Annotated in this window: 10 protein-coding genes; 5 read left to right on the top strand and 5 right to left on the bottom strand. The window is 61.1% G+C overall.

Features of this window, described 5'->3' with window-relative positions; all coding sequences use genetic code 11:
* Positions 1–69: 69 nt before the first annotated feature.
* From eat to rfbC, 5 genes are all read right to left on the bottom strand, one after another.
* A complete protein-coding gene (gene eat / locus ACM110_RS16020) occupies positions 70–1,434 on the bottom strand; it encodes an ethanolamine permease (RefSeq protein WP_416128548.1) in 1,365 nt (454 codons plus the stop codon).
* A 191-nt stretch (positions 1,435–1,625) separates the two neighbouring features.
* Positions 1,626–2,495, bottom strand: a complete 870-nt coding sequence (gene rfbD, locus ACM110_RS16015) for a dTDP-4-dehydrorhamnose reductase (protein WP_416128547.1) — start codon at positions 2,493–2,495, stop codon at positions 1,626–1,628.
* A gap of 40 nt (positions 2,496–2,535) precedes the next feature.
* Positions 2,536–3,414, bottom strand: a complete 879-nt coding sequence (gene rfbA, locus ACM110_RS16010) for a glucose-1-phosphate thymidylyltransferase RfbA (RefSeq protein ID WP_416128546.1) — start codon at positions 3,412–3,414, stop codon at positions 2,536–2,538.
* Complete coding sequence (rfbB, locus tag ACM110_RS16005) at positions 3,411–4,493, bottom strand: dTDP-glucose 4,6-dehydratase (protein WP_416128545.1); 1,083 nt, start codon at positions 4,491–4,493, stop codon at positions 3,411–3,413. Before rfbB ends, rfbA begins: the two co-directional genes overlap by 4 nt.
* A 153-nt stretch (positions 4,494–4,646) precedes the next feature.
* The gene (gene rfbC, locus ACM110_RS16000) at positions 4,647–5,192 is read right to left on the bottom strand and encodes a dTDP-4-dehydrorhamnose 3,5-epimerase (protein WP_416128544.1); all 546 of its coding nucleotides are present in this window, start codon (positions 5,190–5,192) and stop codon (positions 4,647–4,649) included.
* A 228-nt stretch (positions 5,193–5,420) separates the two neighbouring features.
* On the opposite strand from rfbC, the gene kdpF reads away from it, so the two are divergent.
* From kdpF to ACM110_RS15975, 5 genes are all read left to right on the top strand, one after another.
* Positions 5,421–5,510, top strand: coding sequence for a K(+)-transporting ATPase subunit F (kdpF, locus tag ACM110_RS15995; RefSeq protein WP_007899818.1), 90 nt, complete (start codon positions 5,421–5,423; stop codon positions 5,508–5,510).
* 8 nt (positions 5,511–5,518) lie between these two features.
* Entirely contained in the window at positions 5,519–7,213 is a 1,695-nt protein-coding gene (kdpA, locus tag ACM110_RS15990) for a potassium-transporting ATPase subunit KdpA (RefSeq protein WP_416128543.1), read from the top strand.
* A 10-nt stretch (positions 7,214–7,223) separates the two neighbouring features.
* On the top strand, positions 7,224–9,281 hold the full coding sequence (gene kdpB / locus ACM110_RS15985; RefSeq protein ID WP_416128542.1) for a potassium-transporting ATPase subunit KdpB: 2,058 nt from the start codon (positions 7,224–7,226) through the stop codon (positions 9,279–9,281).
* Between the two features lie 131 nt (positions 9,282–9,412).
* Positions 9,413–9,958 (top strand): potassium-transporting ATPase subunit KdpC, encoded by a 546-nt coding sequence (kdpC, locus tag ACM110_RS15980; protein ID WP_416128541.1) that lies wholly within the window; start codon positions 9,413–9,415, stop codon positions 9,956–9,958.
* A 119-nt stretch (positions 9,959–10,077) separates the two neighbouring features.
* Positions 10,078–12,723: a DUF4118 domain-containing protein gene (locus ACM110_RS15975; protein WP_416128540.1), complete on the top strand. Its 2,646-nt coding sequence runs from the start codon at positions 10,078–10,080 to the stop codon at positions 12,721–12,723.
* The last annotated feature ends 41 nt before the right edge of the window (positions 12,724–12,764 follow it).

Here is a 12,764-nt window from a genome sequence, read left to right as displayed (position 1 = left end):
CCACTATTGAGCGAATTATTTTCGCAGTGGTTCCATTCTATGCCTGATATGACCCCGCACCGTCATTGATTAAAGCCCGGTCAACATCGCATCCGCCGGGGCATCGGCGCGCAGTTGCGCAGTCAGTACGAAGTACACGAAACCCACGGCCATGAAGGCGAGGAAAATCAAGCCGATCAGGGTGTTGAACCACGCCATGGCCACCAGGCACACCACCGCCAGCACCAGTGCAATCATTGGCACCAGTGGGTAGCAGGGCGCGCGGAAGGTGCGCTCCAGATTCGGTTCGGTTTTACGCAATTTGAACAGGCTGAGCATGCTCATGATGTACATCACGATGGCGCCGAACACGGCCATGGTGATCATCGCCGCCGTCAGGGTCATGCCGCCGAGATTGATCAGGCCGTCGCTGTAGATCGCCGCGATGCCGATCACGCCGCCGGCGATGATCGCCCGGTGTGGCGTTTGAAAGCGCGACAATTTGGCCAGTGACGCCGGCAGATAGCCAGCGCGGGCGAGGGCGAAGAACTGCCGCGAATAGCCGAGGATGATCCCGTGGAAACTCGCCACCAGCCCGAACAGACCGATCCATACCAACATGTGCAACCAGCCCGAGCTTTCGCCGACCACGGTTTTCATCGCTTGCGGCAGCGGGTCGTTGATGTTCGACAGGGTGCGCCAGTCGCCGACGCCACCGGCAAAGAACATCACGCCCATCGCCAGCAACACCAGGGTCAGGATGCCGCTGATGTAGGCCTTGGGAATCGTGCGTTTCGGGTCCTTGGCTTCTTCGGCGGCCATGGCCGCGCCTTCGATGGCGAGGAAGAACCAGATCGCGAACGGGATCGCCGCGAACATCCCGGCAATCGCCGGTGCGCCGAATACATCAGAACCGGCCCAGCCATTGAGGGCGAAGTTGCTGAAGCTGAAGGCGGGCGCGACCACGCCCATGAACACCAGCAACTCAGCGACTGCCAGCACGCAGACCACCAACTCGAAAGTCGCCGCCAGCTTCACGCCGAGGATGTTCAGGCCCATGAACACGATGTAGGCACCGACCGCCGCGTGCTTTGGATCGAGGGCGGGGAACTGCACGTTGAGGTACGCACCAATTGCCAAGGCAATGGCGGGCGGGGCGAAGACGAATTCGATCAGCGTCGCCAGCCCGGCGATCAATCCGCCTTTCTCGCCGAAGGCGCGGCGGCTGTAGGCAAAGGGACCACCGGCATGAGGAATTGCGGTGGTCAGTTCGGTGAAGCTGAAGATGAAACAGGTGTACATGGTGGCGACCATGAAGGACGTCACCAGAAAGCCCAACGTCCCGGCCACGCCCCAGCCATAACTCCAGCCGAAGTACTCCCCGGAAATCACCAGCCCCACCGCAATGCCCCACAAGTGCAGCGTGCCCAGCGTGGGTTTGAGTTGTGTGTTCATGCGTTTGCTCCCTGAACGGTTTGGAAAGCTCGGGGAGGGCAGTGCAGCGGGCGTGCCAGTGTTATGACAGCGGTCGCAAAGGAAGAAAATTTGTCGTATCGAGGATGTTCGCGGCTAAATGCCGGCTTTTTGTGCGCCAGCCAGGAGCAGGCGTGGCTCTGTTGCCACCTTCGTGGGCAGGCCTCAGGTACTCAGGCTTGCTGGGCGAGACATTCGCGCAAGGCGGTTTGCCAGTCCGGCAGGCCGACTCCCCATTCACGCTGCAAACGACTGCAATCCAGGCATGAATTGAGTGGCCGGGCGGCAGGCAGCGGGTAATCGCTGGAAGAAATCGGCAGCAGAGTTGCGCAAGTTTTTCCCTGTTGCCGCAATGCCTCGCCAATGGCCTGGGCAAAACCAAACCAGGAAGTGCTGCCCTGAGCGGTCAAGTGATAAACACCCCAGTTCGCCGGGGCGTGTGACTGCCAGCGCTCAATCAAGGCCAGTGTGCTCTGGGCTACGGTGCCGGCCCACGTGGGCGCACCGATCTGATCGGCAACCACCCGCAGTTCTGTTTTTTCTTGCAGTAACCGCTGCATGGTCAGCAAGAAATTGCGGCCCTCGGTCGAGTAGACCCAACTGGTGCGCAAGATAAGATGTTTGCCTTGCACCTCGATGATTGCCTGCTCGCCCGCCAGCTTGCTCTTGCCGTAGACCCCGAGCGGGTTTGGCCTGTCGTCCTCGGTGTAAGGAGCGGGTTTCATCCCGTCGAATACATAATCGGTCGAGTAATGAATCAGCGGGATGTCGAGTGTCAGCGCCTCTTCGGCAAGGATCCCGGGCGCTACGGCGTTGATGGCGAAGGCTGTTTGCGGTTCGCTTTCTGCGAGGTCGACCGCGGTATAGGCTGCTGCGTTGATGATCAGATCGGGATGGATGCATTGGACCTGACGACGAATCTGATCGGGTTGCGCCATGTCGAGCTGATCGCGACCCATCACGATCAGCTCGCCGAGCGCGCCCAACCGATGTTGCAGCTCACGTGAGACCTGACCATGCCGGCCAACGATGAGAACTTTCATCGGGATAACCTGGTTACGTGATTGCAGAGGCCGGACTCATTCATCGTTGTTGCTCACCCGCCAATTTAGCCAGGTACTGACCATATCCGGTCTTGCCGAAATAATGGGCGCGCTCAAGCAGCTGTTCGCGATTGATCCACTTATTGAGATAAGCGATTTCTTCAAGGCAGGCGATTTTCAGACCTTGGCGATGTTCGATGGTCTGCACATATTGTGAGGCCTCGAGCAGGCTGTCGTGAGTGCCGGTGTCGAGCCAGGCAAAGCCACGGCCGAAGCGCTCTACTTGCAGGTCGCCACGTTGCAGGTAGGCATTGTTGACGTCGGTGATTTCCAGTTCGCCACGTAGCGAAGGTTTGACAGCCTTGGCAATGTCGATCACATCGTTGTCATAGAAATACAGCCCGGTAACGGCGTAGCTGGATTTGGGATTTTTCGGTTTTTCTTCGATGGAGAGCGCACGGCCATTGTCGTCGAAATCAATTACGCCGTAGCGCTCGGGGTCGTTTACCCAATACCCGAACACGGTCGCGCCGCGAGAGCGTTTTGCAGCGTCCTGCAATTGCCCGCCAAAGTTGGAGCCGTGGAAGATGTTGTCACCGAGGATCAGGCACACTGAATCGCTGCCGATGAATTGTTCGCCAATCAGAAAGGCCTGTGCCAAACCATCCGGCGACGGCTGTTCGGCGTAGCTGAAGCTCACCCCGAACTGGCTGCCGTCACCCAGCAGGTTGCGGTATTGAGGCAGATCCTGAGGCGTCGATATCACCAGGATTTCTTTGATACCGGCCAGCATCAGGACTGAAATCGGATAGTAGATCATCGGTTTGTCGTAAACCGGCAACAGTTGTTTGGACACACCGAGCGTAATCGGATGCAGGCGCGTGCCCGAGCCGCCCGCCAAAACGATGCCTTTCATCAAGCGAGTAACTCCTTTGGATCGATGGCGCCCAGGCGTTCACCTTGATAGCTGCCATCCTGTACACGTCGGCACCATTCCAGGTTTTTCAGGTACCACTGAATGGTTTTACGCAGGCCGGTTTCGAATGACTCAGCGGGCACCCAGCCCAGTTCACGTTCGATTTTGCTGGCATCGATTGCGTAGCGCAAATCATGGCCAGGGCGGTCCTCAACGAAAGTGATCAAGTCGACGTAGCGCGCGACACCCTCAGGTTTTTGTGGGGCCAGCTCCTCCAGCAATGTGCAAATGGCCCGCACCACATCGATATTCTTTTGTTCGTTATGCCCGCCGATGTTGTAGGTCTCTGCGACTTTGCCTGCGTTCAGCACTTTGAGCAGCGCTCGGGCGTGATCTTCGACAAACAGCCAATCGCGGATCTGAAGGCCATTGCCATAGACCGGCAACTGCTTGCCCGCCAGCGCATTGAGTATTACCAGCGGAATCAGTTTTTCAGGAAATTGGCAGGGGCCGTAGTTGTTTGAACAATTGCTCAGCACGACCGGCAGGCCATAAGTGCGATGCCAGGCGCGGACCAGATGGTCGGACGCCGCTTTGCTGGCGGAATACGGCGAGCTGGGAGCGTAACGCGTTGTTTCGGTAAACAGCGCATCGACACCCTGCAGGTCGCCATAGACCTCGTCGGTGGAAATGTGGTGAAAGCGAAAGGCCCTTCTTTGCGGCTCGTCGAGGGTCTCCCAGTAGGCGCGGGTGGCTTCCAGCAAGCTATAGGTGCCAACGATGTTGGTCTGGATGAAAGCAGCGGGGCCGTCGATGGATCGATCGACGTGGGATTCAGCAGCCAGATGCAGGATGGCGTGCGGCTCGAAACGGTTCAGCACAGCACTGACAGCGGCTTGATCAATGATGTCGGCTTGAACGAATTCATAGCGAGTGTCATTGGCAATGCTGGTCAGCGATTCGAGATTGCCGGCGTAGGTCAGCTTGTCCAGATTGAGCACTTCGTGACTGGAGTGTCGAATCAACTCTCGAATCAGGGCCGAGCCGATGAAACCGGCACCGCCGGTGATGAGAATTCGCATGTTGACCAGCCTTTGCAGTAAGTCGTTGACACCAAATGCGCACAACTTGCAGGCATGAGCGCAGCGTTGCACTGGAAGTGTTGGTCCGATCTGGCGGATTGTCGAGCAATAAGAGGATCGTGCACTTGCGGATGAGGTGCATACGGCCATGGCTCAGGAAAAAACTTCAGCATCCCTGAAGAACACCGCCGCCTGGTCTTTCGCAGACAGTTGCGGCGCTTCGTCCAGTTGCCAGTCGATGGCCAGGTCCGGGTCATCCCAGCGAATGCAGCGTTCGGCGGATGGCGTGTAGTAGTCGGTGGTCTTGTAGAGAAACTCGGCGAACTCACTCAGCACCACGAAACCATGGGCGAAGCCTTCAGGAATCCAGAGCTGACGATGATTCTCGGCCGACAGTCGCACCGCCACCCATTTGCCGAAATGCTTTGAGCTGCGGCGAATGTCCACGGCAACGTCGAGTACTTCACCGGCAGTGACCCGCACCAATTTGCCCTGAGTGTTCTGCAGTTGGTAATGCAGACCGCGCAACACCCCTTTGCTTGAGCGCGAATGATTGTCCTGAACGAAATCAGCGTCCAGCCCCGTGGCTTCCTTGAAAGCCCTCGCGTTGAAACTCTCGTAAAAAAAGCCGCGTTCATCACCAAACACCTTCGGCTCGATGATCAGAACACCGGGCAAATCGGTGGTGATTACATTCATGGTGTTTTTCCGGCAATGGGCAGCGACAGCCGACATTCTTGCGCAAAGTCGCAGTGGGAGCGAGCCCGCTCGCCACAGAGGTCGACAAAACGCTGCTGTAACGCCCGCATAAACCCACTCTTTACGCTTTCTTTATGCCCCGCGCGCACCCTCGGTCTCGTTCCTTTACAGCCTCCTTTCCGACAATGGCTGCACACGCGGCAATACGCCGTAACACGGAGAACTTCCATGAGCGTTCTGGACGGGGTGTCACTGCTGTTGGCAGTGGGGCTGTTCATTTATCTGTTGGTTGCGCTGTTGCGCGCGGACCGGAACTAGGAGCGGCTATGCACAGTTATGACTATTGGCTGATCCTCGCGTTTTTCGCGGTGGTATTGGTCCTGGCGCCGTTTCTCGGGCGCTTCTACTACAAGGTAATGGAAGGCCAACGCACCTGGCTGACGCCGATTCTCGGCCCGGTCGAGCGCGGCTGTTATCGTCTGGCCGGCGTCGATCCGCAGGCCGAACAGAGCTGGCAGAAATACACGCTGGCCTTGCTCGCGTTCAACCTTGCGGGCTTCCTGCTGTTGTTTGCGATCCTGTTGTTTCAGGATCACTTGCCGCTCAACCCGCAGAATTTGCCGGGTCAGGAGTGGACGCTGGCGTTCAACACCGCCATCAGTTTCATGACCAACACCAACTGGCAGGCCTACAGCGGCGAAGCATCGTTGAGCTACCTGAGCCAGATGGTCGGCCTCACCGTGCAGAACTTCGTCAGCGCCGCCACCGGCCTGGCGGTTTTGGTCGCGCTGTGCCGTGGCATCGGCCGCAAATCCACCGCGTCGCTCGGCAACTTCTGGGTCGACATGACCCGCGCCACCCTCTATGGCCTGCTGCCGCTGTGCCTGCTGCTGGCGCTGTACCTGGTGTGGCAAGGCGTGCCGCAAACCTTCGCGCAATATGTGAATGCGGTGACCATGCAGGGCGTTGATCAAGTGATCCCGCTCGGCCCGGCGGCCAGCCAGATTGCGATCAAGCAACTGGGCACCAACGGCGGTGGCTTCTTCGGTGTCAACTCGGCGCATCCGTTCGAGAACCCGACGGCGTGGAGCAACCTGTTCGAACTGTCGTCGATCATCCTGATCCCTGTGGCGCTGGTGTTCACCTTCGGCCACTACGTGAAAGACCTGCGTCAGAGCCGCGCGATCATCGCCTGCATGCTGGCGCTGTTCCTGATCGGCGGCGCGACGTCGCTGTGGGCTGAATACCAACCGAACCCGGCCTTGAACAACGTCGCCGTCGAACAGACTGCGCCGCTGGAAGGCAAGGAAGCACGCTTCGGCACCACCGCCACCGTGCTGTGGTCGGTGACCACCACCGCTGCATCGAACGGTTCGGTCAACGGCATGCACGACAGCCTCAACCCGCTGAGCGGCATGGTCGCGATGGTCAACATGATGGTCGGCGAAGTGATCTTCGGCGGCGTCGGCGCCGGGCTCTACGGCATGTTGCTCAACGTATTGATCGCGGTGTTCCTCGCCGGCCTGATGATCGGCCGCACTCCGGAGTACCTCGGCAAGAAACTGCAAGCCAAGGAAGTGCAATTGCTGGTAGTAACCTTGATGGTCATGCCGATCGGCGTGCTGGTGCTCGGCGCCATTGCCGCCAGCCTGCCTGGCCCGGTGGCCTCGGTGAGCAACCCCGGCCCCCACGGTTTCAGCCAGTTGCTCTACGCCTACACCTCGGCCAGTGCGAACAACGGTTCCGCGTTCGGTGGCTTCGGCGCCAACACGCCGTTCCACAACCTGATGCTGGGTCTGGGCATGTTGATCGGTCGCTTCGGCTACATCCTCCCGGTTCTGGCGTTGGCCGGCAGCCTGGCGATGAAGAAAACCGCGCCGATCGGCCAGAACAGCTTCCCGACCCACGGCCCGCTGTTCGTGACTTTGCTGACCGTGACCATTTTGCTGGTGGGCGGCCTGACCTTCCTGCCGACTCTGGCTCTGGGTCCAATCGCCGAACATTTGAGCATGGGCTTCTGAGGACTATTTGATGAATATGCCCGTAACTAAACCGGTTGCCGTGAAGGCGCCGGAGCAACCGAAAACCGCGATTTCGGCCCTGTGGCGCCCGGCGCTGGTGCAAGCCTTCGTCAAGCTCGACCCACGGCAATTGCAACGTGCGCCGGTGATGCTGGTGGTCGAACTGACCGCCATCCTGACCACCGTGCTGTGCTTCATTCCCGACACGGCGGTGCCGACTTTCGTCGCCGCGCAAATTGCCGTGTGGCTGTGGTTCACCGTGCTGTTCGCCAACTTCGCCGAGGCCCTGGCCGAAGGTCGCGGCAAGGCCCGCGCCGACAGCCTCAAGGCCGGCAGTGAAGGTTTGAGCGCCCGTCGCAAAACCAGCAACGGCACCTTCCAGGTGGTGCCCGCCACCAGCCTGCGCAAAGGTGATGTGGTGCGTGTCGAAGCGGGGGAGATGATCCCCGGTGACGGCGAAGTGATCGAAGGCATCGCGGCGGTCAACGAAGCGGCGATTACCGGTGAATCCGCACCGGTGATTCGTGAGTCCGGCGGCGACCGTTCGGCCGTCACCGGCAATACGCGGCTGGTGTCCGACTGGCTGCTGGTGAAGATCACCGCCAACCCTGGCGAGTCGACACTGGACCGCATGATCGCTCTGGTCGAAGGCGCCAAGCGCCAGAAAACCCCGAACGAAGTGGCGCTCGACATCCTGCTGATCGGCCTGACCCTGATCTTCCTGATGGTGGTGGTGACGCTGCAACCGTTCGCCCACTTCGCCAACGGCAACCTGCCGCTGGTGTTCCTGGTGGCGTTGTTGGTCACGCTGATTCCGACCACTATCGGCGGCCTGTTGTCGGCGATTGGTATCGCCGGGATGGACCGTCTGGTGCGCCTGAACGTGATCGCCAAGTCCGGCCGCGCCGTGGAAGCGGCGGGGGACGTGCACGTGCTGTTGCTGGACAAGACCGGCACCATCACCTTCGGTAACCGTCGTTGCACCGCGGTCTATGCCGCGCCGGGCGTCACTGCCCGGGAACTGGCCGAGGGTGCGTTGTTTGCCTCGCTGGCTGATGACACGGCGGAAGGCAAGTCCATCGTCGAGTACCTGCGTGGAACCCAGCCGCAGCCAGAGCCTTCCGCCGAATTGCTGACTGCCGTACCGTTCAGCGCCGAGACTCGCTTGTCCGGTGTCGACTATCAGGGTCGCGTGTATCGCAAAGGCGCGGTGGATTCTTTGCTGGCTTTTGTGGGCCTCACTCGCGCCGATCTCGCCGCACCGTTGTCCCGAGAAATCGACAAGATCGCCCAGAGCGGCGGCACCCCGTTGCTGGTCTGCGTCGACAGCAAATTGCTCGGTGCGATCCACCTCAAGGACGTGGTCAAGCCCGGCATCCGCGAGCGTTTCGCCGAGCTGCGCAAACTGGGGATCCGCACGGTCATGGTGACCGGCGACAACCCGCTGACCGCTGCGGCGATTGCTGCTGAAGCGGGCGTGGACGACGTGCTGGCCGAAGCTACGCCGGAGAAAAAACTGGCGCGCATCCGTCACGAGCAGAACGACGGACGCCTGGTCGCGATGTGCGGCGACGGCGCCAACGATGCCCCCGCCCTGGCCCAGGCAGACGTCGGCATGGCGATGAACGACGGTACGCAAGCGGCGCGTGAAGCGGCCAACATGGTCGATCTCGACAGCGACCCGACCAAGCTCTTGGACGTGGTACAGATCGGCAAGGAATTGCTGGTGACCCGCGGCGCGCTGACGACGTTTTCCATCGCCAACGACGTGGCCAAGTACTTCGCGATTCTGCCGGCACTGTTCGCCTCGATCTATCCGCAACTGGGTGTGCTCAACGTCATGCACCTGAGCAGTCCGCAGAGCGCGATTCTCTCGGCCATCGTGTTCAACGCACTGATCATCGTGGTGCTGATTCCGTTGGCGCTACGCGGTGTGCGAGTTCAGGCGGCGAGTGCGGCGGCATTGCTGCGACGCAATCTGCTGATCTACGGGCTGGGCGGGATTCTGGTGCCCTTCGTGGGCATCAAGGCGATCGACATGCTGTTGACGGCGTTGCATCTGGTTTAAGCACCCTACACACCCTGTAGGAGCGAGCTTGCTCGCGATGGAAGTTAACGATGACGCGTTCTGTCTGTATGAGCGCAGCGCCCTCCGGTTTTTCGCGAGCAAGCTCGCTCCTACAATTCGAGGATTTTGAAATGTCCACAATGATACGTCCGGCCCTGAGCCTGCTGGTCCTGATGACCCTGATCACCGGCGTCGCTTATCCCTTGGTGGTCACCGGCGTGGCCCAGGTTGCCTTCCCGGATCAAGCCAATGGCAGCCTGGTGCGCGACATCGACGGCAAGGTCCGCGGTTCCTCGCTGATCGCCCAGGATTTTGTCGGCGACGCCTGGTTCCACCCACGGCCATCGGCCGGTGCCTTTGCCACCGTGGCGAGCGGCGCGAGCAACCTGTCGCCGAGCAACCCGGCGCTGGCCACTCGGGTGATCGACGATGCCAACAAATTGCAGGTCCCAGGTCAGGGCCCCGTGCCGCTGGCCATGCTCACCACGTCCGGCAGCGGCCTCGATCCACACTTGCCACCGGCCGCAATTGCCTATCAACTGGCGCGTGTTGCGACGGCGCGTAACGTGCCGGTGGCGACCCTGCAAAACCTGCTGGACGCCCATATCGAGCAGCCGCTGGTGGGACCGCCGGTGGTGAATGTGCTTGAGTTGAATCGGGCGCTGGAAAACCTGTAGATCAAAAGATCGCAGGCTCCGCCAGCTCTACAGGATGTTCGCCGTCCGATGTAGGAGCTGCCGAAGGCTGCGATCTTTTAAGGCACCCCCCACTTTCAAGTCGAACAAGGCAAAGACAAATGAGCGACTCCGGCCGCGCCGACGCGCTATTAGCAGACCTGCCCCGCGATGGCCGTGGCCGGCTCAAGGTATTCCTCGGCGCCGCGCCGGGTGTCGGCAAGACCTACGCCATGCTGCAAGCGGCTCACACCCAGATGCGCCAAGGGGTGAAAGTCATCGCCGGCGTCGTCGAAACCCACGGCCGCGCCGAAACCGAAGCGCTGCTCAGCGGCTTGCCCCAACAAGCTTTGGTGCGCTCGGAATACCGAGGCGTCGAGCTTGAGGAAATGGACCTCGACGGCCTGCTCGTGGCCAAACCGAAACTGGTGCTGGTGGACGAGCTGGCCCACACCAACGCACCCGGCAGCCGTCACGAAAAGCGCTGGCAAGACATTCAGGAACTGCTCGCCGCCGGCATCGACGTGTACACCACGGTCAACGTCCAGCACCTGGAAAGTCTCAACGATCAAGTGCGCGGGATTACCGGCGTGCAGGTTCGCGAAACCCTGCCGGATTGGGTGCTGCAGGAAGCCTACGAACTGCTTTTGATCGACCTGCCGCCGCGCGAGCTGCTGGAGCGTCTGCGCGATGGCAAGGTCTACGTGCCGGAGCAGGCGCGGGCGGCCATCGACGCGTTTTTTTCCCAGACCAACCTGACGGCCCTGCGCGAACTGGCGATGCAAACCGCGGCGGCCCAGGTCGATAACGATCTGGCCCAGGGCTACCGTCAGTTGGGTCAGGCAGCGCCAGCCGTTCGCGGACGTTTGCTGGTGGGTGTCGACGGCGATGCCGAGGCCGAACGCCTTGTCCGGCATGCCAGTCGCGTCGCTCAGCGTCGGCATCTGCCATGGAGTCTGGTGCATGTGGACAATGGCAGCGTGCGTGACGAGCAGTCGCGCCTGCGTTTGCAAAGCGCGCAGCAACTGGCCGAACGCCTGGGCGGCGAAGTGGTGTTGCTGCGGGCCGGTGAAGTGGCGAAAACCCTGATCCAGCATGCCGCCGAGCGTCGTGCCAGCCTGGTGCTGGTGGGCCAGTCCCGACCGAGTTTGCGTCGCCGTCTGTTCGGCGGCGGGCTGGCGGCGCGGCTGCTGCGCACTGCTCGCGGGCTGGAAATCAACGTCCTCGACAGCGATCACGAACAGCATCAGCCACGGCAGCGTTCGATGCAGTCGCTGGTGTGGTTCGACTACGCCTTAGCGGTGGTGGCGACGATTCTGGCTTCCGCGCTGGCCTGGGCCGTGGCAAAAACTCTACCGTTACCCAACATCTCGCTGGTGTTCCTCGCCGCCGTATTGCTGGTGGCGGTCCGTAGTAGCCTGGGGCCGGCGCTGGTCTGTGCGGCGCTGTCGTTTCTGACCTACGACTTCCTGTTCATTCCACCGAATTTTTCCTTCAGCATCCAGCGCGAAGAAGACGTGCTGACCTTGCTGTTCTTCCTGCTGATGGCGGCCCTCACCGGTAACCTCGCGGCGCGGCAGCGGCGGCAATTGCAGGCCCTGCGCGATACCCAGGAAGAAACCACCGAACTGCTCGACCTGTCGCGCAAACTCACCGCCGCCACCGACCGCCAGGCAGTGATCAGCGCGGCCGCGCACCATCTCGAAGGCTGGAGCGATCTGCAACTGTGCCTGCTCAATCGCGACGGTCCCAGTGGCTGGAAAGTCGAAACCGGCGGCCCGCTGGAGTTCTCCGAAGCGGAACGTGCCGCCGCCGATTGGGCTTGGCAGCACGATCAACCGGCCGGCGCCGGCACCGGTACTTTGCCGTTCGGGCGTTGGTGGTGGTGGCCGCTCACCGTGGAGGACGGACCGCTGGCGTTACTCGGCGTGTGTGCCAAGGAAGGCCAGACCTTGAGCGGTCAACGTCGACGTTTGTTGACCGCGTTGAGTCAGCCGCTGGCCCAGGCGCTGGCCCGCGCGCAGTTGGCCGATGATCTGGAAGCGGCGCGGCTGCACGGCGAAACCGAGCAACTGCGCAGTGCTTTGCTGGCCTCGGTGTCCCACGATTTGCGCACGCCGCTGACCTCCATGCGCGGCAGTATCGACAGCCTGCTGGCGCTTGGCGAAGCGATCCCGCTGGAGGATCGCCGTGAATTGCTCGAAGGCACCCGCGATGAAGCCGAACGGCTCGATCGCTACATTCAAAACCTGCTGGACATGACCCGTCTCGGTCACGGCGCGCTGAAGCTGGCGCGGGACTGGGTATCGCCGGCGGACATCGTCGGCAGCGCGCTCAATCGGCTGCGTGCGGTGCTGGCGCCGTTGCAGGTCAGCACCGAAGTACCGGCAGAATTGCCGCTGCTGTTCGTCCATGCTGCGCTGATCGAGCAGGCGCTGATCAACGTGATGGAAAACGCCGCGCGTTTTTCGCCGTCCCATGGGCGTTTGCAATTGCGCGCAGGGGCCGACGACAGTGAGCTGTTTTTCTCGGTGAGCGATGAAGGCCCGGGGATTCCAGAGTCGGAACGGTCGAAAATTTTCGACATGTTCTACACCGCCGCTCGCGGCGATCGTGGCGGGCAGGGCACCGGGCTGGGGCTGGCGATCTGTCAGGGCATGGTCGGCGCCCATGGTGGGCGGATCAGCGTCGCCGACGGCATCGAAGGGCGCGGCACCTGCATCACTTTGCACCTGCCTTTGCAGGCTCAGCCGGCCTTTGAAAGTTAAGGGCCGAAAGTGAAGCCTGATCGTGCGTGCGTTACTCTCTA

Source organism: Pseudomonas sp. NFX98 (genome assembly GCF_047784845.1).
In the GTDB taxonomy this organism is placed as follows: domain Bacteria; phylum Pseudomonadota; class Gammaproteobacteria; order Pseudomonadales; family Pseudomonadaceae; genus Aquipseudomonas.
This window is presented reverse-complemented; position numbering and strand designations above follow the sequence as displayed.